Annotated in this window: 16 protein-coding genes; 12 read left to right on the top strand and 4 right to left on the bottom strand. The window is 66.2% G+C overall.

From position 1 onward, the window contains the following. The first annotated feature begins 210 nt into the window (after nucleotides 1–210). The 10 genes from fliN to KF724_10640 all read left to right on the top strand — a co-directional run bounded on the left by fliN (nucleotide 211) and on the right by KF724_10640 (nucleotide 10678). Nucleotides 211–588: a flagellar motor switch protein FliN gene (gene fliN / locus KF724_10685; protein ID MBX3356146.1), complete on the top strand. Its 378-nt coding sequence runs from the start codon at nucleotides 211–213 to the stop codon at nucleotides 586–588. A 162-nt stretch (nucleotides 589–750) separates the two neighbouring features. Next, nucleotides 751–1569: a flagellar biosynthetic protein FliO gene (locus tag KF724_10680; GenBank protein ID MBX3356145.1), complete on the top strand. Its 819-nt coding sequence runs from the start codon at nucleotides 751–753 to the stop codon at nucleotides 1567–1569. After that, entirely contained in the window at nucleotides 1566–2414 is an 849-nt protein-coding gene (gene fliP / locus KF724_10675) for a flagellar type III secretion system pore protein FliP (GenBank protein ID MBX3356144.1), read from the top strand. Before KF724_10680 ends, fliP begins: the two co-directional genes overlap by 4 nt. Before the next feature lie 12 nt (nucleotides 2415–2426). Further along, nucleotides 2427–2681, top strand: coding sequence for a flagellar type III secretion system protein FliQ (gene fliQ / locus KF724_10670; GenBank protein MBX3356143.1), 255 nt, complete (start codon nucleotides 2427–2429; stop codon nucleotides 2679–2681). Next, the gene (locus KF724_10665) at nucleotides 2678–3451 is read left to right on the top strand and encodes a flagellar biosynthetic protein FliR (protein ID MBX3356142.1); all 774 of its coding nucleotides are present in this window, start codon (nucleotides 2678–2680) and stop codon (nucleotides 3449–3451) included. The genes fliQ and KF724_10665 overlap by 4 nt, the downstream gene beginning before the upstream one ends. After that, a complete protein-coding gene (locus KF724_10660; GenBank protein MBX3356141.1) occupies nucleotides 3452–4516 on the top strand; it encodes an EscU/YscU/HrcU family type III secretion system export apparatus switch protein in 1065 nt (354 codons plus the stop codon). Further along, a complete protein-coding gene (locus KF724_10655) occupies nucleotides 4513–6657 on the top strand; it encodes an FHIPEP family type III secretion protein (protein ID MBX3356140.1) in 2145 nt (714 codons plus the stop codon). The genes KF724_10660 and KF724_10655 overlap by 4 nt, the downstream gene beginning before the upstream one ends. 65 nt (nucleotides 6658–6722) lie before the next feature. After that, the gene (locus tag KF724_10650) at nucleotides 6723–8339 is read left to right on the top strand and encodes a hypothetical protein (GenBank protein MBX3356139.1); all 1617 of its coding nucleotides are present in this window, start codon (nucleotides 6723–6725) and stop codon (nucleotides 8337–8339) included. Next, nucleotides 8336–9295 (top strand): MinD/ParA family protein, encoded by a 960-nt coding sequence (locus KF724_10645; protein MBX3356138.1) that lies wholly within the window; start codon nucleotides 8336–8338, stop codon nucleotides 9293–9295. Before KF724_10650 ends, KF724_10645 begins: the two co-directional genes overlap by 4 nt. A 369-nt stretch (nucleotides 9296–9664) precedes the next feature. Further along, nucleotides 9665–10678, top strand: coding sequence for a FliA/WhiG family RNA polymerase sigma factor (locus KF724_10640; GenBank protein ID MBX3356137.1), 1014 nt, complete (start codon nucleotides 9665–9667; stop codon nucleotides 10676–10678). Nucleotides 10679–10785: 107 nt separating this feature from the next. On the opposite strand, the gene KF724_10635 is transcribed toward KF724_10640, so the two are convergent. Next, on the bottom strand, nucleotides 10786–11472 hold the full coding sequence (locus tag KF724_10635) for a CoA transferase subunit B (protein ID MBX3356136.1): 687 nt from the start codon (nucleotides 11470–11472) through the stop codon (nucleotides 10786–10788). Between the two features lie 130 nt (nucleotides 11473–11602). Here KF724_10635 and KF724_10630 point away from each other — a divergent pair, with 130 nt between their 5' ends. Then, the gene (locus tag KF724_10630) at nucleotides 11603–13150 is read left to right on the top strand and encodes an aldehyde dehydrogenase family protein (protein MBX3356135.1); all 1548 of its coding nucleotides are present in this window, start codon (nucleotides 11603–11605) and stop codon (nucleotides 13148–13150) included. Nucleotides 13151–13228: 78 nt separating this feature from the next. Here the strand turns inward: KF724_10630 and KF724_10625 are convergent, their stop codons facing one another. Beyond that, on the bottom strand, nucleotides 13229–13999 hold the full coding sequence (locus tag KF724_10625; GenBank protein ID MBX3356134.1) for a peptidylprolyl isomerase: 771 nt from the start codon (nucleotides 13997–13999) through the stop codon (nucleotides 13229–13231). 320 nt (nucleotides 14000–14319) lie between these two features. On the opposite strand from KF724_10625, the gene ccsA reads away from it, so the two are divergent. Next, nucleotides 14320–18579, top strand: a complete 4260-nt coding sequence (ccsA, locus tag KF724_10620; protein ID MBX3356133.1) for a cytochrome c biogenesis protein CcsA — start codon at nucleotides 14320–14322, stop codon at nucleotides 18577–18579. Between the two features lie 116 nt (nucleotides 18580–18695). Here ccsA and KF724_10615 read toward each other — a convergent pair whose 3' ends face one another. Continuing rightward, nucleotides 18696–19028: a YbjQ family protein gene (locus tag KF724_10615; protein ID MBX3356132.1), complete on the bottom strand. Its 333-nt coding sequence runs from the start codon at nucleotides 19026–19028 to the stop codon at nucleotides 18696–18698. Nucleotides 19029–19068: 40 nt separating this feature from the next. After that, nucleotides 19069–21426, bottom strand: coding sequence for a VCBS repeat-containing protein (locus tag KF724_10610; protein MBX3356131.1), 2358 nt, complete (start codon nucleotides 21424–21426; stop codon nucleotides 19069–19071). Nucleotides 21427–21450: the final 24 nt, after the last annotated feature.

Below are 21450 nucleotides of genomic sequence, written 5' to 3'. Positions count from 1 at the left end.
AGGTATTCGCTGACCAGGACGAGGGCACTCCGAAACTTCAGGGCGGGAGCCAAGTCGGCCGATGAGCAAGCCGGGTCCAGAGGGACCCGGCTTGTTCCTTTGCGAGGCCGTTCAATGAATGGACCAAATCCAACGCCCGATCCCGCCAACCAAGGCCCGCCGCCCTCGGGAGCCGGGCGGCAGGGACCGGCGCCGGCCTCCGGTGAACCGGTGGTTTCACCGCTCTCAGCAGCCGAGGACGCGCTCAATCGCGCGGACCGCGCTTTCGATGGTCTCACGCGACTGGTGGAGCGAGGTGCCGTGTCGAACCACGGGGACCGAACTTCGCTTCGATTGATCGACGATGTGGAGCTCGATGTTCGCATCGAGCTCGGCCGGACGCGCATGCTGGTCGAAGATGTCCTTCGCCTCGGCGCCGACTCGGTCGTTGAACTCGACAAGGCCGCCGGGGATCCGGTGGACATCTTTGTGAATGGCCGGCACATCGCGCGCGGCGAAGTGCTGGTGGTGAACGAGAACTTCTGTGTCCGCGTGAGCGAGATCATGGAACCACTCGATCGAAGTGGTGGCGCCAGAGCGGCGTCGTGACAATCCAGCCGGGCCGACCCGGCGCAACTCCCGCAGGATGCGGGCGGCCGACGGATCGCAGGATGCGATTCATGGCCGATGGCCAAGGAAGGCACCATGGCGCGACTGCCCAGGGCCCGCCGCTGCGCGGGTCGACAAGCGATTCGATCAGACCGCAATTCCATGCCGCGCGGCAGCACGGCGCTTTTCGTCGTCGCCATGCTGCTGGTGGCGCGCGCCGCAGCCGCCGACGACACCGCGTTCCGCCCGCCGATGCTGCTGCCCGGCGACTCGCTGGTTGCCAACACTCCGGTGGCGATCGAACGCGCGGCGCCCCATGTTCCGCCGCCGTGTGAGGCCCTGCCGATCGTGCCACAGCGCCACTCTGGTGCCCCAAAGGCCAGCACTGCGGTGCAGGATGGGGCCGGCCCCGACGGCACAAGCGCTGCGGCGGGTGAGGGCGGCACCTCCAATGCGCCGGGCGCTGAGGTGAGTGCGGTCAGCGCGACTGAAGGCCCGTTCTGGTGGCGTCTCTTCGAGTCGACGCCCCTGCTCGTGCTTCTCGGTGTGCTCGGTGCTCTCATCATGCTGCTCCGCGTCTGGACGAACTCGTCCCGCGCCGGTGGACCTCGTCCGGCCGGCGTCGTCGAGGTGGTGGCCCGCTTTCCACTCTCAAGGGGACAGCAGGTGATCCTGATGCGCGTCGGGCGTCGCGTGATCGTGGCCCACCAGGCCGACCGCACGCTCCGAACGCTGAGCGAAGTGACCGACGCCGACGAGGTCGCCGAGATTCTGTCGCGGGCGCGCGAGCAGGGGGGCGACCTCTTCTCGCGCATTCTCGATCGAAAGAGCCGGAGTCTCGATCCCTTCGCTGATGCGGAGATGGTGGATCTCACCCGCCATGAGCCCATTGCGGCGCGCGCTGGACGGAGTAGCTCAACACCGCGCGCTCGAAGCGCCTCGACTTCACTTGGACCTGTTCGGGGGACGCCTGTGCGATGATCTCCGGATCGCTCATTCTTGCGATCGACGCGACGCCCATCGCGCTCCTCGAAGAGGCGTCGCGCATGCTGCCGGGCAGTGAAGGCGGCCCTTCAGGTCTGAGCACTTCGCTCAACATCGTGCTTCTCCTGACGGTGCTCAGCCTGGCGCCGGCCATTCTCATTCTGTGCACATGCTTCACGCGGATGGTCGTGGTGCTCGGACTGCTGCGACAGGCGCTTGGACTCCAGAGCCTGCCGCCCAGCCAGACGATGGTCGGTCTCAGCCTCCTCCTGACCTTCGTGGTGATGGCGCCCACCGCCGCGAGGGCGTGGGATGAAGGGCTCGGCCCCTACATGCGCGGTGAGATCACCGATCAGCGCGATGCGTGGACTCGGGCGGCGCAGCCCCTGCGGGACTTCATGTTCGCGCAGATCGACGCCACGGGGAACTGGGACTCGCTCGTCATGATGCTCCGCGCCCGAGGCGTGGATACGAGCGATCTTTCGAAGCTCACGCGTGCCGATGTCGACATGCTCGCGCTCGTGCCCGCCTTCGTCATCAGCGAACTCAAGACCGCGTTCCTGATTGGGTTCAGGATCTACCTGCCGTTCCTGGTGATCGATCTCGTTATCAGCGGACTGCTCGTTTCGATGGGCATGATGATGCTGCCGCCAATCCTGGTGAGCCTGCCCATCAAGCTTCTTCTCTTCGTGATGGCCGATGGGTGGACGCTCGTGGTGGGCAGCCTCCTCTCCGGATTCGCGTCGCCGCTGCCCGAATCGGTCGTCAACCTGCTCACTCCCGCGTCACCTGACCCGTCGATCTGGATGCCTGCGCTCGAGGCTGTTCGATTTCTCGCCTGATCGGAGCATGCCGTGACCTCCGTCACCGTCGATCTTCTTCGCGACGCCCTGCTGCTCGCGCTCCTGATTGCAGCGCCGTTGCTCGCGGCGGCGCTGATCGTCGGGCTGCTGACCAGCCTCGCGCAGGCGGTCACGCAGGTGCAGGATCAGACGCTGGCCTTCCTGCCGAAGATCGTCGCTGTCGTTGTCACTGCGGTGGTGCTTCTCGGCTGGCTCGGATCGAAGCTCGTTGACTTCGCCGTGCGCATGTTCGCGGGGGGCGTGTGATCCAGCTCTTCTTCGAGACCTGGGTCGTGCCGGCCATCCTGGTCCTCTGTCGACTTGGCGGCGTGGCGATCTTCGGGCCGATCCTCGGTTCTCCGTCGGTGCCATGGAAGGTGCGGGTCTTCCTCGTGGTGACGCTCGCCGGCGCGACGCTCCCGCTCACGGGGCTGCCGGGCCATGCGCCCGAGCCCGGGCTCGGCATCCTCGCCGGTGAGATCGCGATCGGTGCTGTCATCGGGTTGATCGCATCGCTTCCCATGGTGGCGGCGCAGTTGGGCGGCCTCCTCGGCAGTCAGCAACTCGGCCTCGGCTTCGGTCGCTTCTATCTGCCCTCCATGGATGACGAGGGCGATGCGCTCGAACAGCTCTTCTATCTCTTCGCCTTGATGCTCTTCATCGCGGTGGGCGGCATCGAGCAGATGGTTCTCGCCGTGGCGGGGAGTTTCGCGTGGATCGAACCCGGGCTCCTCAACACGGCGACCGTGGCCACGGCGGGGGGCGTGGTGGTCGGACTCCTCGGAGCAGCGTGCGAACTCGGACTTCGGGTAGCAGCCCCGATCCTTGCCGTGGTGGCGCTTGAGAGCATCGCGCTCGGCTTCGTGGGCCGGACCATGCCGGCCATCAATGTGTTGAGCGTCGGATTTGCACTGCGGGTCGGCGTGGGCCTCGCCATTCTGGCTCTCGGGATCGGCGTGATCCGCATGGCCATGGATGGCTTCATCGATGAGACCCTCGCGCTGATGCGCGACTGGGCGACGGGAGGCGCCCGCTAGATGCGCGAGGATCTCGGCGAGCGCACGATCGAACCGACGGCGAAGCGCCTCCAGGATGCGCGGGAGCGCGGTGATGTTGCACGGAGCGCTGAGGCGACCGGCGCCGTGGTGCTGGTGGCCGTGGTCGCGGCGTCGATGGTGCTGGTGCCGTTCGCGTGGGAAGGGGGGCTTCGAATGATTCGATCGCTCCTTGACCCTGCGAGTGTCGTCGTGGCGTCAACGGAACCGGGAGCGGCGCTCCTCGGCGGCGCTCGCTGGCTGCTCATGCTCGGGCTGCCGCTCGCGCTCGTGCCGGTGGTCGCGGCGTTCCTCGCGGGCCTCGCCCAGGTCGGCTTTCGAGCGACGCCGTCACGGGTCGCGCCCGATCCCACGCGCCTCGATCCGATCAAGGGATTCAAGCGCATCTTCGGCTTGGACAGCGTGGTCAAGTTCGTGCTCGACACGGCCAAGGTGCTGCTGGTGCTCGGCGCCGCCGGCTGGGCGGCGTGGTCGGCGGCGGAGGTGATCGTCACCCTGCCGGCGCTCGAATCGGGGGCGGCCTTTCTGCGCCTCGCCCGACTTGCGCTGACGGTTGCTGCGATTACCGCCGGTGTGGTCGCGCTCCTCGCCCTGCTCGACTGGTGGTGGCAGCACCATCGCTGGCGCGGCCGGCTCCGCATGACGCGCGAGGAACTCAAGGATGAACTGCGGCAATCCGAAGGTGACCCCGAAATGCGTCTTCGTCGGCGCCAGATGGCGCGGCAGATCGCCATGCATCGGATGACCGACGCGGTGCCTCGCTCCGATGTGATCGTGACGAATCCCGAACACATCTCGGTGGCGCTTGCCTACCGGCCTGGGCGCGATCGAGCGCCGATCGTGACGGCGATGGGCAGTGACGAACTCGCGCTGCGCATCCGGATGCTCGCGCAGAAGCACGGCGTGCCGATCATCGAGCGTCGCTCGCTCGCGCGGGCCCTCTGGAAGGACGCGGACATCGGGCGTGAGGTTCCGCCCACGCTCTGGAAGGCTGTCGCTGAAGTCCTCGCCTTCGTGCATCGCCTGAAGGGCCAGGTGGCGACATGAGCGCACCTGCACCTGGCTCCGGTGCGGCCGACCGTCTGGCGAATGGTTTCGCATGGCTCGCCGCGCGCAATGACCTGCTCGTTCCGCTGGCGTTCCTCGGTCTCGTCGTGGTGCTGGTCGTGCCCATGCCGACCTGGGCGATGGATCTTCTCCTGTGCGGGAACATCGCCCTCTCGTCGATCGTGCTTCTCACGGTCATCACCATGCGGCGCCCGCTCGACTTCAGTGTCTTCCCGGCGCTGCTGCTGGGCACGACGCTGCTTCGACTGGTGCTCAATGTCGCCAGTACGCGGCTGATTCTGGGCATGGAGACGGAGACCCCCGTCGACGCCACCGCCGTCGCGGGTCATGTGATCGAGGCCTTCGCCGATGTCGTCGCCGGACGCAACGCCGTGGTCGGCGCGGTGGTCTTCACCATCCTCGTGATCGTGCAGTTCGTCGTGATCACCAAGGGCGCCACACGCATGAGCGAAGTGGCCGCGAGATTCGTGCTCGACGCACTGCCCGGCAAGCAGATGGCGATCGATGCCGAGCTTTCCAGCGGATCGATCGACGACAAGGAGGCTCGCAAGCGCCGCGATGAGATCATGCGCGAGGCGGACTTCTACGGCGCCATGGATGGCGCGAGCAAGTTTGTGCGCGGCGACGCCATCGCGGGCATCGTCATCACGGTCATCAATGTCGTCGGTGGACTCCTGATCGCCACGCTTCAGAAGGGGTGGTCGCCCGGCGAAGCACTGCGGACCTTCACCCTGCTGGCGATCGGCGATGGACTGGTGAGCCAGATCCCGGCGTTCATCGTGGCGATCGCCGCGGGCCTGATCGTGGCGCGGGCCGGTGGCGGCCGAACGATCGGCGGCGAGATTCCCGCGCAGATCGCGAGCCAGCCCGTCGCGCTCTGGATGATCTGCGGCTTCCTCTTCCTGATGGCGGCCACGCCGCTGCCGACCACGCCGCTTCTGATCGGCGGCTCGGTGGTCGGCGCGATCGCCTACTTCGCGGGGCGCTCGCTCGCCCGCAAGCGCCGGGCGCAGGAGGAGGCGAGCGCCTCGCCGACACCAGCGGAGCCTGCGGCGGGCGGGGAAGGCGCGGTTGACGCCCTCGAGATCGAGATCGGCTACGGGCTTGTGCCCCTCGTCGATGCGGCGGGAGGAGGCGATCTTCTCGCCAGGATCGGCGGCGTGCGCCGCCAGCTTGCCGGGGAGCTGGGGCTTGTGATTCCGCCAGTCCGCATTCGCGACAATCTCAGGTTGCCGCCCAACTCCTATCGCATCCGCCTGCGAGGGGCCGCGATCGGCGAGGGTGCCATCCACCCCGATCGGCTCATGGCGATGGACTCAGGCGTCACCGGCGCTCCCATCGACGGCATTCCCGGTCGCGAGCCGGCCTTCGGTCTCGAGGCGATCTGGATCGAACCCGACCTGCGCAGTCGCGCGGAGAGCTTGCATTACACGGTGGTTGAGCCCTCGGGAGTGGTTGCGACCCATCTCGTCGAACTCGTGCGAGAGCACGCCGATGAACTCCTCATGCGCGAAGAGGTCGCCTCGCTCCTCGCCGCGCTCAAGGCGCGCGCGCCGAAGCTCGTCGAAGAGACCATTCCCGCAGTGGTCAAGCCCGCTGAACTCCAGAAGGTGCTCCAGGGGCTTCTGCGAGAGCGGGTCCCGATCCGCGATCTCGAGGCGATCATCGAATCGACGGCGGATTGGATTCCCCACACGAGGGACCCCGATGTGCTGGTCGAGTACGCCCGGCACGCCCTTCGACGCTCCATCTGCCAGCAGTTTGCCGACAGCGACGCCGAGGGTCGTCAACGCCTTCACTGCGTCACGCTCGACCCCGCCGCCGAGGCGAAGATCGCCGGGCATATCGAGCGAAGCAACGCCGGGACGAGCGCCACCGTGCCGCCGGCGCTGGCGGCGAAACTCGCCCGCGCCGTCGCTGAAGTGGCTCGACCGCTGGCCGCCGCTGGCCGACCGGTGGTGGTGGTCACCGGACCCGGAGTCCGCGCGACGGTAAGGCAGATCCTCTCGCCTCACATTCCCGGAGTCGCGGTGCTTGGGTACAACGAACTGGCCAAGGGGGTCGACATCGAGTCCGTCGGCTTGGTACAACTCGATGCTCACGCGGCGCAGGCGGCATGACGCCTTGGATGCGTCGCGGATCGTTGAGGCGGGCGTGACCGCAGCATGAAGCCATGGAGGGCGTCATGAGCAGGTTGAAGCGATACAAGGCACTCTCACTCGACACATGCATGCAAGCCGCCCAGCGCGACTTCGGGGCTGACGCGGTCATTCATGCCGTGCGAAGTCGACGCGAGGGGCCCTTCTTCCGCCGCCGCCTGGTCCATGAACTGCTGGCCGGTCCCGCGAGCGATCTTCAGTCGATGGCGGCCGCGGGTTCAGCGCATCGTCCCTCGCCATCGGATCGCATCGCGCCGTGCATGAGTGAATCCGCCGAGGGACGAGGTGATGCCGCATCACCCGACGCGGACCTGCGAAGCGCGGTGGCGAAGCGCGCCTATGGCGCCGCGACGAGCGGCGTGGTGAGCGATCTTGATCGAAAGCGCACGCGCCTTCTCGCGCAGGCGATGGCGATTCGACTCGAACGGGACGAAGCTGCGCGACGCCTCGCCGAAGCCAACGAAGTGGAGACGCGGCGTCGCATGGCTCCCGACATCGAAGCGGGAGTCGACATCTCGCATCCGCTGCCCGCAGACGACCTTGCTGAGGGCGAGTCGGCGTCCGCTCTGAACGCACCCTCGGCGCGGCGATTCCTGCTGGTGCCCGCCGCTGGAGTCCGACACGCGACGGCGCCTGGCGATCTTCTGGCTGCGGAAGTGGCCGACCCGGCCCGCGCAGTCTCGATCCTCGCGTCCGATCTTCGGGCGCTGCGCGCCTTGGTCGAGCGCGTGGTGCAGGCGAGAGAGACCGGTGACGATCGCGAACTCGCCGAGGCGTATCTCGCTTCACCGGCACCGTGGACCGACTCAGTCGATGCCTCGCTCGTTGGTGAACCGCTCGCCGGCTTCTATGCCACCCTCATCGGGCACGCGATGGCGGCGGACCTCGCGCGGCGCCTGATCGAAGAGACGCACTCGCAGCTCTCGGCGGCCGAGCGCCTCGATCCTGTGACGGTTCGGATGGCGCTCCGAGATCGCGTCATGGCCCTGCTGCCGACGACTGCGCCAAGCGAGCCCGTGAGAAGGCGCGGCGTTGAAGGTCGCATGGGGCGCCCCCATGTGATTTCGCTGGTCGGCCCGACGGGAACAGGAAAGACCACCACGATTGCCAAGCTCGCGGCAGGTTTCGCGCTCAGCGAGGGACGCAAGGTCGGGCTCGTGACCACGGACACCTTCCGCATTGCCGCGGTCGAACAGCTCCGGACCTATGCGGACATCGTGGGACTGCCGCTGCATGTGGCCAAGGGCGAAGAAGGCGTTCGCGCCGCCTGCGAGACGCTCGCGGATCGAGACATCGTGCTCATCGACACCGCGGGGCGCGGACACACGGACCGTGAGCGGCTTTCGGAACTCGCGCGGCTGGTTCGCGCGGCGGAACCGGATGAGACGCACCTTGTGCTCAGTGCCACGGGGCGAGATGAGACGCTGGTGGCGCAGGCGCACGCCTTTGCGGGGGTGGGGGTCGATCGTGTCGTGGTGTCGAAGCTTGACGAGGCTGTCGGCTTCGGGGTTCTGCTCGGAGCGCTCTCGCGCATCGGGCAGCCGGTGAGCTGGCTGACCACGGGCCAGCATGTTCCCGATGACATTGAGCCAGCCCGGGCGGATCGCCTGGCGGAGCTTGTGCTTGGAGGAGTGGCGGCATGAGTGATCAGGCGGCGCTCCTGCGTCGAATGGTGGGGGTTCGCGAAGGAGCCGAGGGCGGGATTGGAACGCCAACGATCGTTCCCGAGACGAAGACTCCGCCGCTTCGGATGGCGCGGACCCGGGCGACCGCCATCGCGGTCACCAGTGGCAAGGGTGGGGTTGGCAAGAGCAATCTCTCGGTGAATCTCGCGATGGCGCTCGCGCAGCAGGGGGAGCGGGTGGCCCTGGTCGACGCCGATCTCGGCCTGGCCAATGCCGATGTGCTCTGCGGTGTTCAGCCCCTGGCGACCATCGAACAGTGCCTTGCGCTTCGTCGGCCGGTGCTGGACTGCGCGGTCGAGGTTCGCGGCCGTTTCACGCTGATTCCCGGGGCAAGCGGGGTGGCGCGACTGGCTGATCTTGACGCGAGTGATCGGGGTTGGCTGCTCGGCGAGATCGAGTCGATCGCGAACACGGTCGACTGGCTCATCGTCGACACTGGCGCCGGGCTCGGGCTGAACACGGTCGCCTTTGCCGCGGCGGCAGACCGCGTGCTCGTGGTGACGACCCCGGAGCCGCCGTCCATGGCCGACGCCTACGGCATGATCAAGACGCTTGCGCCTCGCGTCGAGCCCGGCGTGGTGCAGACCGTGGTGAATCAGGCTCGTGACGAGGAAGACGCCCGAGGCGTCTGGCTCAGGCTCGACCGCGTGAGCCGGGCCTTTCTCGCCCGGGAGCTGCCTCTCGCAGGGTGGCTGCCCTATGACGCGTCACTCCCGCAGGCCGTGCGCTCGCGGGTTCCGCTGCTCGAGCAGTCGCCGAACTCTCCCGCCGCACGAAGCATCCTCCGACTTGCGCAGCAGATGCGCGGTCCCTCACCGATTGCCAATCCGATGCAGTCGCGGCGCCATGGAGCGCCACCGAGTGACTCGCAGCAGGGCTTCCTCGGCCGTCTCCGGCGCCTGGTCATGGGGTGATCGAGGGCCGGAAGCAGCGTTGTCCACAACTTGTCTCGGTGCATGAACGGCGGATCGATCGGTCGGGCGCTTCAGTCAACCGTCGATGGCTCGTGGAAGGCGCGTGGAGGGGCGGTCGACGGTTTGCACCTCGACCCTAAGAAAACCCTACCAGCAGGCAGGATGTGCGCCGCAATCCGTCATCGACCCGGCATATCCCGCGCGATTCGTCGAGAGCGCACTTGCGTCGTCGTACTTTGGCCCCATATATTCCGCCACGCCTGAATTGTTCGTCATGGATCGACGACAGGTCAGGTGGAATCTCTGCTGTGGGGATTCTGGCTCGACGAGCACACCGTTGGGCCGCGTGAAGTGTCAAGGAGCGACCATATGCCGAAGACGAGTGCACGCAAGGCGCGTCAAGTGAGGGGCGGTGCTGTTTCGCAGGCTTCACCAGGGGCGCGTCGAAGGGACGGGTCAACGAGCGCGATCACCTCGCCTGCCAACTCGGCAGTCGCAGTCATCGAGCCGCCAGCCAAGGGACGCCGCATCGGTCGCAAGACCGTCGCCGAGCTGCCCGCGGTCACGGAACAAGTGACGAAGACTTCGAACGGCGACGCCGAGACGGACGCGCTGTGGACGGAGTTCCGTCGCGTCTCCCAGGCCAAGCCCTCGGAGAAGCAGGAGGCGAAGCGACGCGAGCTTCGCAACCGGCTCATCGAGCGCTTCTACGAGATCGTCAAGTTCACCGCCGAGCGCATGAGGGTCAAGCTGCCCTCCGAAGTCGATGTCGACGACCTCATGTCCGCGGGCCTCTTCGGTCTGATGGACGCCATCGAGGCCTTCGACCCGAAGCGCGGCGTGAAGTTCGAGACCTACTGCGCCCAGCGCGTTCGCGGTGCGATCGTCGATGAGCTTCGCAGCATGGACTGGGTGCCCCGCCTGGTGCGTTCGCGCACCGCCAAGGTGGAGCGGGTCCGCAAGCAGTTCGAGATGCAGACGGGCCGTCGTCCCACCGAGGGCGAGGTCGCCGAGCGCATGAATGTCTCCGCGGAGGAGTTCTCGAAGCTGAACAAGGATTCGCGTCCCGTCGGCGTCGTCAGTCTGAATCGCAAGTTCTTCGAGACCGACTCGAGCCGCGATGTGCGCGAGATCGATGTCATCGAGGACATTCGCCAGTTGAACCCCAACCAGCTCGCGCAGCGCGGCGATCTGCGGACGCTCCTGACGCGAGGGCTGTCCCGCGCCGAGCGGCTCATTCTCATCCTCTACTACGAGGAGGAGATGACCATGAAGGAGATCGGCGCCACGCTGGATCTCTCTGAGAGCCGCGTGAGCCAGATGCACTCGTCCATCATCCAGCGCCTGAAGGCGCGGATGAGCCACCGCCTCAAGGACGACTGAGAGCGTCTCGACGACAACACACAGGCCCTGACACGACCACCGTGATGATTCACGGTGGTTGTGTCATGCGAGCCCTCTTCACGGGGCTGCGAGCAATCGTTGGCAAGTCAGCGGGCGCCGACGAGTGCCTGATCGAAGCGAATCACTTCGGGAGTGACATCCGTCAGGATTTCAGCGGCCGTCTTCGCCTTGACCTCTTCGGCCGTCACGCCCGGCGCCACCTCGGTCAATCGGAAGCGGCGCTTCGCGGGGTCCATCTGGAGGACGCCGAGGTCGGTGATGACCATGTCGATGCAGCGAAGGCCGGTGAGGGGCAGCGTGCACTTCGGGATGATCTTGCTCTCACCCTTCTTGTTGCAGTGCTCCATGACCACGATGCAGCGACGCACGCCGGCGACGAGATCCATGGCGCCGCCCATGCCCTTGATCATCTTTCCGGGAATCATCCAGTTGGCGAGATCGCCCTCCTGGGAGACCTCCATCGCGCCAAGAATGGCCAGGTCGATGTGGCCGCCGCGAATCATCGCGAAGCTGTCGGCGCTTGAGAAGAAGGAGTGGCCCGGCACTCCGGTGACCGTCTGCTTGCCCGCATTGATCATGTCGGGGTCGACTTCAGAGTCGGTCGGAAAGGGCCCCATGCCGAGCAGGCCGTTCTCGCTCTGAAGCCAGACCGTCATGCCCGGCGGCACGAAGTTCGCCACCAGCGTGGGGATCCCGATGCCGAGGTTGACATAGAAACCGTCGCGGAGTTCGCGCGCGGCGCGCTGGGCCAGTTGGTTGCGATCAAGCGGCATGGAGATGTTGTAGACCGGCGGCGTCCGCCGGGCAACCGAAGTGCTTGAAGCGGGTGCGCCTGCCACGGCGCGTCATGACCTCGTCCGATGCCATCGAAGCGTGCCCGGGCAGCGGTAGACTCGCCGCCCCATGGGCAAGAGCATCCTCCAGCGGCTGAAGATCGATGATCACGAACGCTTCGACCCCTCCTCGGGGAAGGAGCGAGTGGTGAGCGAGAACCCCGCCACGGATCAACCGATCGCCTCGGTCCGCCTCGACGCGAGGGTCGATCTTGAGGCTGCCATTGCCCGGGCTGAAGCGGTGCAGCGCCAGTGGCGCATGGTCCCCGCTCCCAAGCGAGGCGAGGTCGTGCGGCTGCTGGGCGAAGCGTTTCGTGAGTGGAAGAGCGAGCTTGGCGAGATTGTCACTCTCGAAGCGGGCAAGATCCGCGCCGAGGGTCTCGGAGAAGTCCAGGAGTGCATCGACATCGCGGACTTCGCCGTCGGGCTCTCTCGGCAGCTCTACGGCTCCTCAATGCATAGTGAGCGCGAGCAGCATCGCATGTTCGAACAGTGGCATCCGCTGGGCACCATCGGTGTCATCACGGCGTTCAACTTCCCCGCGGCGGTCTGGGCCTGGAATGCGATGATCGCGCTCGTCTGCGGCGACTCGGTGATCTGGAAGCCGAGCCTGCTCACACCCATCACGGCGATCGCCTGCACCAAGGTGGCGCATCGCGTCCTGAAGAGCCAGGAGATCTTCCGGCCGAAGGTCGGTGATCCGCGTGACCTGCTGACGCTCGTGATCGGAAGCGACGCAGAGGTCGGCGAGCCGCTCGTCGCCGATCGGCGGCTTCCGCTCATCAGCGCCACCGGCTCCTGCCGGATGGGGCGCCGCGTGGGGCAGGTGGTGGCGGGACGCCTCGGCCGAGTGCTTCTCGAACTGGGCGGAAACAACGCGATCATCGTGATGAACGACGCCGACATGGACCTGGTGCCTCGCGCCGTTCTCTTCGGCGCAGTGGGCACGGCGGGTCAACGCTGCACGACGACGCGTCGGCTCATCTGCCAGGAGGGCATTGTTGACGCGGTCGTCTCGCGCCTCGTTCGCGCTTACGCCGGGGTTCGAATCGGCGACCCGTCGGATGAGGGAACCCTGATGGGGCCGCTCATCTCCGCGCAGTCTGTCACCCAGATGCGCCACGCGATCGAGCATGCGGTGGCGGAGGGGTGCGAGGTGCTCTGCGGCGGCCTTCCCGGCATCGATCGCTTCAAGGGGCGGCCAGGGCACTTCGTCGAGCCGACGATCATTCGAGTGCCCAAGGGCAAGGTGCCCGCGATCACGCGTGAGGAGACCTTTGCGCCGATCCTCTATGTCTTCACGGTGAAGTCGCTGGACGAGGCGATCGAACTGCACAACGGAGTCGATCAGGGGCTCTCGAGCGCCATCTTCACCGACAGTGTGCGATCGGCGGAGGGGTTCCTCTCTCACCAGGGCAGCGACTGCGGCATCGCCAATGTGAACATCGGGACGAGCGGTGCGGAGATCGGCGGCGCCTTCGGTGGTGAGAAGGACACCGGCGGCGGACGCGAGAGCGGTTCCGATTCCTGGAAGCAGTACATGCGACGCCAGACCTGCACGATCAACTGGAGTCGCTCGTTGCCGCTCGCGCAGGGAATCCGCTTCGGCGACGAGTAGGCGGGCGGAACGCGCGCACCTGCCGCGAGAGCGCGGCGTTGCCAGTGAAGGCGAAGGGGTGTCAGTCGTTCGAGCGCGTCACTCGCCGGACGGCGAAGCACCGCCGCTGCCGCCTTTGCCACCGGCGCCACTGCCAGGGGAGCCGCCTGAGCCGCTGCCGCCGTCACCGGTGCCTCCAGCGCCGCCGCTGCCACCGGCGCCTGAACCACCACTGCCGCCAGAGCCGGCGCCGCCGGGTGCTGCTTCGCCAGGTGCGGCGGGAGTCGCAGGTTGTTCACCCTTGGCTGGCGGAGTCGTACGGCCTTCCTTGAGGTCGGCGATGCGCTTCTTCGCTTCCTGCTCGCTCACCTCGGAGACCGAGATGATCTCAACGATCGTCTCGGGAACATCACTCGCCACGATCATCTGTCGCATCTCGCCGCTCCGGGCTGTCAGCGAGCGCTGTCCGGTGGGGACCACCCGAATGGCGTCGACCGTCTCCATGCCGCCGATCACCTCTCCGAAGACGGCGTAGCCGGGCTGATTGCCAGCCCATCGGGAGGAGTTGTCAACCACATTGATGAAGAACTGCGCCGTGGCGGAGTCGGGGTTCTGAGTTCGCGCCATCGCGATGGTTCCCCGCGCATTCTTCAGGCCGTTCTTCCACTCGTTCCGGATGGGCGCGTGAGTCGCCTTCTGAACTCCCTCCTTGTCGAAGCCACCTCCCTGAATCATGAAGTTCGGCATGACGCGATGGAAGATGGTTCCGTCATAGAAGCCCTCCTTCGCGTACCGCAGGAAGTTCTCGACGGAGATGGGGGCCTTCGCGCCATCAAGCTCGAGGATGATGGGCCCCTTGCTCGTCTCCATGACCACGAACGCGCGCTCCGGAACTGCGGCCTTTGCAGCGCCACCTGGTCCCGTGGAAGGAGTCGTGCCACTGCCGGGTTGCTCTGACCCGCCTTGCCCGCAGGCGAGCGGAAGGCAGAGCAGGGGGGCGAGAAGTGCGACCATTGCGCAACGACGAGAAGGAATGATCATGACGCCGTGACTCCGTGGAAATCGGGTGCGGATGAACCGGGCATCATATGGCAACACGCTGCGGTCGCTTTCGGGCAACGGCTCAATGGCGGCCGTGAAGCGGGTTCCCCAATGGCACGAGGGGCGCCATCGACCTACTATTGGCCGCGATGCGCGGACTTCTCCGAGCGGTTCTGGACCTCTTCAGCAGCGTGCGCCTCGGCGTCACGCTCTTCGTCCTCCTGTTCATCTACATGAGCATCGGATCGGCCGGGGTGATCTACCCGGTCCATCCGAACATCCTCCATCCGGCGGCATGGCGGCATGAACAGATCCGGCAGCGGCCCATCTTCGAGATGACGGAGTTCGAGTGGTTCCACTGGTGGCCCTTCGACCTGATGCTGGCCCTGCTGACGGCGAACCTCATCGTCACCACGATCCGCCGCATCCCCTTCAAGCCCATCAACTACGGGGTCTGGATGATCCACTCCGGGATCGTCATCCTGATCGTCGGCAGCGTCATCTACTTCGTCACCAAGGTCGAGGGCGAAGCGCCCGTGGTGCGTCGGGCGGTGGTCGTGGAGATGGTCGACGGCAACGGCGAGGTGGTCGCCTCGAACCGGGTGCTCGCCATGCCCGGCAACAGCACCGCGCTCGGCACCGATCGCGAGGGCTTCGCGATCGAAGTGCTCTCGACCGATCCGCAGTGGGAGCTCCTCTCCGGGCGCGATGCCGGTCAGCGCGCCTTCAGCGCGAACCTGCTGATCACCCGGCCCGATGGCACGCGCTTCGTGCGGCAGCTCATCGACGGCCACCCCGAATACACCGAGGATCTCGTCTTCACGGCCGATCGCGACCAGCCTCTTCAGCGTGCTGTTCGACTCTCGGGCGAGGCGATCATCGAGCCGAGGATTGTCGCCCGCATGGAGTATGAGAGCCAGGGGTGGGTGTACCTGCGCAATGACATATCGAAGGCGTGGGCCCTCTATGTCCGCAAGCCGGGGGAGCTCGAGTGGACCATGCGCCCGATTCACGGTCTCCCGCTCTACAACGAATGGGTTGGCTCATTCGATGATGTGACGGTCCCCGATGGACTCAGGATTCCCTCGCGCCCGCTCGACATCCGAGTGCCTGCAGTCGCCGACAATGACCCCTTTCCCGATGTCGCGTTCGAGATCGACGGCTACCTTCGCTACGCGGTCGATCGCACGCGCCTCGTCGATGGTGGCCCGGGTGCGCCTTTCAATCCATCGGTCGGCTTCACGCTGCGCGGCTCCGACGGCATGAACTCGACCTACACGCTCGCGGCCTTCGACCCCTCGGCGCGGACGGCGGAGCAGGGGCTCCTTCGCTTCCGCACCGTTGCGAGCGAGGAGGAGTTCGAGCGCCTCGTGCAGCCACCGGCCCTGCGCTTCCGGATTCCGTCATTGGGAATTGATCTTCGGGAGACGATCGACGGCGTGGCCCTCGTCGATCCGCAGCGGGGCATGACCCCGATCGGCGATCCTTCGAACGGCTACTCCTATCGCGTGGTGGCACTCGAGGATGATGTTCCCATCGCCGGAACGCCGGTGAGCCTCGCCATCGTCGAACTTCGCACGCCCAGTGGCCCGCAACGGCGCTGGGTCTTCGATCGCGCTGAGATGACGCGCGATGCACCAACTGACGCGAGCGATCCCCACCGGGCACCGGCTCTCGCCGACCCGTCGATCGAAGTGCTCTATGAGCCGGGAATCGGGCGGTCCATCGTCCTGCTGGTCGCGGGACCGGAGCCTGAGCGCCTTCGCAGTGTCACCGCGATCGGCAGTGAGCCGGCCCAGACGGCCGATCTCTCCGCCGGAGAGCGCACGGATCTCGGGGCCGGTCTCTCGATCGAGGTCACGCGATACCTGCCGCGAGCGCTCTCCGAGCCGCGCCCGCTCATCGTGCATCCGGCTCAGCGCATTCGTGATGCGGGAGAACTGCTCAGCCGAGTGCGCCTTCGCGCTCCCGAAGGAGCCCCCACATGGCTGCCCTTCCATCCCTATGTCTTCGATCGCCCCGAGGAGCGCATCCGTCGCAATGAGTACCGCCCGACGCGAATCAGGCTCGCCGATGGTCGTGTCGCCGAGGTCATCTTCGGTCGGCAGCGCATTCCGCTTCCGACGGAGATCATTCTCGACACCTTCGTCCTCACTTCGCATGTCGGTGGCTACACCGGTGAGACGGGGTCGATCCGCGACTACACCAGCGTGCTTCGATTCAGGAAGCCTGACGGTTCATGGGGAGCACCCACGGAGGTCAGCGTGAACGCGCCGGTCGAGAACGGAGGCTTCTCATACTTCCAGGCCAAGTGGGACCCGCCCGAAGAGGCGCGGCGGCAGGGTGAACGCGCCAGCCAGGGCCTCAACTACACGGTGCTCGGCGTCGGCAACAGGCATGGCGTGTACACACAGCTCTTCGGCGTCGTGCTCTCGACCATCGGCATGATCTACGCCTTCTATGTGAAGCCCATTCTCAAGCGGCGCCGCATCGCGCGGGTTCACGCGGAGGTTGCCGCAAGCGGGCGAGCACTCTCGAGGAAGTCAGGATCGAAGGCACTCGCCTCGACCGCGATCGTGGCGCTCGCCATGGTCGTTCCCATGCGAGCCGCCTTCGCCGACACGCCGTCCGAGGGCGCTCCTCCGAAGGCGCGTTCCTTCGCCGAGCAGGTCGATCTTCGTCCGCTCGGTTCCATTGCCGTGCACTCCGAGGGCCGACTCAAGAGCTATGGCAGCTTCGCCAACACCATCATGAATGTGGTGTCGGGCCCGCGCACGATCGCGGGCCAGTCGACGGCCTTCACCTACCTCGACATGCTCCTGCGCCCGGAGGCCTATGCCGACGCCGATGTGATCTACATCAAGAACCGCGAGGTTCGCGCGCGCATCGCCGAGGCGTGGCGTGCGGCGGCGGGTGATGCCGCCGTCATCGGTCGTCCGATCGCCGGGATCGATGTCTCGACCGTGTCGGAGCGCATGGATGTCTTCGAGCGAACCGGATTGATCAGCGAGCAGTTCCTGGTGGAGCCCGGGGTGCGACAGTGGCGCCGCGAACTCGCGAATGTCATGCGCGAACTGGAAGGGGACCTGATTCGAACGGCACGGCAGGTGGATCAGATCACGGCCGCGCTGAACCTGAAGAACCCCGCCACGCTGCTGATGCTCCTGCGCATCCTGCCGCCGGGTGGCGGGCGCACCGATGCCCCGTGGCGCACCATCGGCGAGATCCAGTTGCTGCCGGGCCCCGATGGCTTCGATGCCAATCGAGCGCGGCGCATGGGCGCCGAGGCCGCCGACACGCCGCTCGACGGACTTGACCCCGAACTCCAGGCGCAGATCGCCGCCGCGTGGCGAGCGCTGGTGACGGGATGGGGCTCCGGCGATGCGAACGCGGTCAACAAGGCCGTCCAGCAACTGGCTGACCTCCTGCACATGACCGATCCCGAGGTCTACCCCGAGACCGCGCGTCTCTGGTGGGAGAGCTGGTACTTCCGCAACGGCAACATGACGCGCGTCTGGCTCGTCTTCATGGGGGCGATCGTCTTCCTGCTGCTTGGACTCGTCTACCGCTGGCCCACGGCGCTGCGTATCGGCCTCGTGGTCTTCGCGGTGGCGTTCCTCCTTCAGACGACGGCGGTGGGACTTCGCTGGTGGATCTCCGGTCGCTGGCCAAACTCGAACATGTTCGAAGCGGTCACGACAGCGGCATGGATGGGCACCTGTGCAGCCGTGGTGCTCGAGATCCTCGCCCGGCGCATGCCGATGCGCGGCTACTTCGCGCTCGGCGCATCAGTGGGCAGCATGGTCGCGCTGATGGCGGTGGCCCTGATGCCCGCGCAGCTCAACCCGAACATCTCGAACATGATGCCGGTGCTTCACGATGTGTGGCTCTACATCCACACGAATGTGATCATCTTCAGCTACGCGCTGATCTTCATGGCGGCGGTGAGCGCCTTCGCGTACATGATCCACCGGATCACCGGTGGTGCCGCGACCTTTGCGCGCGTCGGCGGGGCGGGGGAGATGCTGGCGATGGCGTCCGGAGGCGCGGCAATGTCGGGTGTGCCGGGGAGTGACGCGCTCACGGCGCATCGAGGCGCTCGCCTTGGCGAGGTCCTCGATGGAGTCACCATGCTTCTCATGGAGATTTCCTTCGTGCTCCTCTGGGCGGGTATTGCGATGGGTGCGATCTGGGCCGACCACAGTTGGGGACGCCCATGGGGATGGGATCCGAAGGAGGTCTTCGCGCTCAACACCTTCCTCGTCTTCGCGATCCTGATCCATGTCCGGCTCTACGCCAAGGACAAGGGGCTCTGGACGGCCGTTCTCGCGGTGATCGGTGCCGCGGTCATGCTCTTCAACTGGATCGTCATCAACTTCGTGATCACCGGCCTGCACAGCTACGCCTGAGCCACGGCGTCGTGGTCAGTTGGGTTCGCGTCAAGCGGGCACCAGCGGCGTTCGAATCGCGCCGGGTCGACGGTGATCGAACCGCTCGGCGGGGCCTTCGCCTCGATCAGGCACACTCAGGTGGTGGTTGGCTCGATCACGACAGCCGTGCCGTAGCAGAGCACTTCGACGGCCGAGGTCGAGGCACCCACATCGGATGAGTCGTAGCGGAGGCCGACGATCGCGTTGGCGCCGAGCTGCTGCGCATGCTCGACCAGGCGATCGAAGGCGTGCTGCCGCGCCTGCTCGCACATGTCGGTGTAGGCACCGATGTTGCCGCCCACGATGCCCTTCAATCCGCCCATGATGCCCTGCGAAATCGTCGGCGCTCGAACAATGATGCCGCGCACCATGCCGCAGTACCGTGCGATGCGATAGCCCTCGAAAGAGAAGGTCGTGGTCACGAACATGTCGGTCCCTCGTGGAGGTCGCGGGCGATGATTGGTTCGCTCAGGGAGACTTGGCTTCCGCCTGCTGCGGGTAGAGGAGCAGGCGATCGTGGGCGAGCAGGATGAGATCCTTGAGGCCGTTGCCGGTGACATCGGCGATCCACCCCATGCTCGGCTCGAACTCGCGCGGTTCTCCGCTTGTGAAGAGTCGGCTCTCAAAGACAGCAAACTGATTGCCCAGCATCACCCGCTCCGACTCGGAGAAGGTGAGGATCTCGGCCATCTGCTGGCCGGCATCAAGCAGGACCACATCGGTGAAGCCGTCGCCGTTGACATCGCCCACCACCATTTCGTGATGGACGCGGCGCGGATCATCGCTCACATAGCTCGCCACCTCATGCATGCGCATCCGATCGCCGGCGAGGCGCACCACGGCAAATCCATCGTCCCCGATGAGCAGGATGTTGTCCTGCGTGTCACCCGAGAAGTGACCGGAGTGCAGTCGGTTGAACTTGAATGAGGGAATGTCGACGACATCGACCTGTCGCCACACCTGCGCTGATCCGGCCGTGGACCCACTCGCGTCCGAGGCACTCTCGCGGGCGAAGAAGAGAAGCTTGCCGTTGTCCGAGTCGCCCGCGACCACGCGGTCGCCCATGATGGTGAGCGAGTTGAGCTTGGCGTCGCGGGCGAGCGCATTCATCTGCTCGACCACCTGCCAGCCGGGGCTCTGGCCGGCGGGGGGCTTCGGGTCGTATCGAAGCGCGCGAATGAAGTTGCGATCGGCGACCAGCAGTTCCGGCTGGCCGTCGCCGGTGACATCGAAGACGGCGGTGTTCAGGCCACTGGCCGCCTGGACCAGCCCGAACTGTCCCATGTCCTTGCTTTCAAGCACCTTCCACGACTGCCCGTCCCAGTGCGCCATCGTCAACGGTCGATCGGGAGTGAAGAAGAGGACATTCGCGGCACCATCGCCGGCCTCAAGGGCAATCATCGTTTCCGGTGCGCGGGAGAGCTGTCCGAGCGCAATCGATTGCCGACCTTCCTCGGAACCGTCGGGAGGAATGAGCTCCAAGGTGAAGTTGCGGCCATCCTTGCACACGACGCCTACGCGGGTCGAACCCGCGACGCGCAGAAGCGCCATGGTCGAGGGCGTGACGCCCGACGGGAGCCGCAGCGCCTGCGGGAAGGGAATGCGACCGTCCTCGACCACGCTTCGACCGGCGACGCCCTCCTTCTCTGAGAGTGCGAACACCTGCACTGGGCCACCGGTCGGTGCATACGCCGCGACGCCGTTGAGATCGGCGTATGAGGGATTGGCAACGGCGCGATCGAAGCCCCGCCCGGCGCGCTGGAGGTACGCCATGATCGAGTTCGTCTGCGTGTTGGTGGCGAGAAGATCGAGGAAGCCGTCGCCGTCGAGGTCGACCACCGCGTAGTCGCGTCGGCGATTGCCCGGGTCTTCCCAGCTCCAGGTCTGGATGGCGGTCTGTCGATCGCCACTGCGATCGATCGGAGTCCGGCCAAACTCGTAGAACACGGTCCTCTTGCTCGGGCGCTCGATGAGCCCGAGCAGCGCCGCATTGCGGGTCGGCAGGCGCACGGCCGCCGCTTCGCGCAGCGGCACGCTCTCGAATCGAAGCTGCGGGCCGATCACCGTCTTGTCGCCATCTCGCGAAGTGAACCAGACCCGGATTGGCGAGGCGTCATCCGGCATCACGCCGACGATGTCCTTCGTGCCGTTGCCATCGAAGTCATCGATGAGCACCGCGATGATGTTGCCCGTGCCGGGCGAGAGCTCGACCGGCGTTCCGAGGTTGTCGCCATCAAGGGGCCAGATGGAGATGCGTCCGTTGACGATCGTGATGAGCTCGGGCTTGGCGTCGCCCATGACATCGGCGATGGCGATTGCATCGCGGTTCGCATTGAGCCCGCGCACGGGAATTCGGCGCGTCACTTCGAAGACGCCCGCCCTCGTCTGCCGGATGAAGACGATGTGCCCCGGCACTCCGACATAGATCAGGTCCATGAGCCCGTCGTGATCGAAATCGTAGGGAACAACGCCTCTCACTTCGTGGCTGACCGTGATGCTGTCGCGCCGGAAGCGCCAGTGATCGGGGAGCTCGTTCGGACCTCGTGGTGGTGGCGGCTCATCGGTCGGGAGGGCGCCCTTCTTCTGATAGAGGATGTCGAGCCGGCTCTTGTGGTTGTTGACGGCCACCATGTCGAGCAGGCCGTCGCCGTTGAGATCCACCACGATGAAGGGGCCGGCCCGCGGATCGATCTTGATGACCTCGAGCGGTTCGAATCCGAAGTAGCCCGCGAGATCGTCGGCGACCGCCATGGTTGGAGCCATGGAGACGGCCAGGGTGGACATCAGGGTGACCAGCGTGGTGCGCCGGAAAGATCGTGCTGTCATGGTGTTCCTTGGTGAAGCTCCCTT

Source organism: Phycisphaeraceae bacterium, from assembly GCA_019636735.1.
Lineage (GTDB): Bacteria > Planctomycetota > Phycisphaerae > Phycisphaerales > SM1A02 > VGXK01.
This window is presented reverse-complemented; position numbering and strand designations above follow the sequence as displayed.

Bases quoted from the DNA above. Each gene is read 5' to 3' on its own strand.
- KF724_10680 (MBX3356145.1), top strand. From the start codon at position 751: ATGCCGCGCGGCAGCACGGCGCTTTTCGTCGTCGCCATGCTGCTGGTG.
- fliP (MBX3356144.1), top strand. From the start codon at position 1,566: ATGATCTCCGGATCGCTCATTCTTGCGATCGACGCGACGCCCATCGCG.
- KF724_10660 (MBX3356141.1), top strand. From the start codon at position 3,452: ATGCGCGAGGATCTCGGCGAGCGCACGATCGAACCGACGGCGAAGCGC.
- KF724_10655 (MBX3356140.1), top strand. From the start codon at position 4,513: ATGAGCGCACCTGCACCTGGCTCCGGTGCGGCCGACCGTCTGGCGAAT.
- KF724_10650 (MBX3356139.1), top strand. From the start codon at position 6,723: ATGAGCAGGTTGAAGCGATACAAGGCACTCTCACTCGACACATGCATG.
- KF724_10645 (MBX3356138.1), top strand. From the start codon at position 8,336: ATGAGTGATCAGGCGGCGCTCCTGCGTCGAATGGTGGGGGTTCGCGAA.
- KF724_10640 (MBX3356137.1), top strand. From the start codon at position 9,665: ATGCCGAAGACGAGTGCACGCAAGGCGCGTCAAGTGAGGGGCGGTGCT.
- KF724_10635 (MBX3356136.1), bottom strand. From the start codon at position 11,472: ATGCCGCTTGATCGCAACCAACTGGCCCAGCGCGCCGCGCGCGAACTC.
- KF724_10630 (MBX3356135.1), top strand. From the start codon at position 11,603: ATGGGCAAGAGCATCCTCCAGCGGCTGAAGATCGATGATCACGAACGC.
- KF724_10625 (MBX3356134.1), bottom strand. From the start codon at position 13,999: ATGGAGACGAGCAAGGGGCCCATCATCCTCGAGCTTGATGGCGCGAAG.
- ccsA (MBX3356133.1), top strand. From the start codon at position 14,320: ATGCGCGGACTTCTCCGAGCGGTTCTGGACCTCTTCAGCAGCGTGCGC.
- KF724_10615 (MBX3356132.1), bottom strand. From the start codon at position 19,028: ATGTTCGTGACCACGACCTTCTCTTTCGAGGGCTATCGCATCGCACGG.
- KF724_10610 (MBX3356131.1), bottom strand. From the start codon at position 21,426: ATGACAGCACGATCTTTCCGGCGCACCACGCTGGTCACCCTGATGTCC.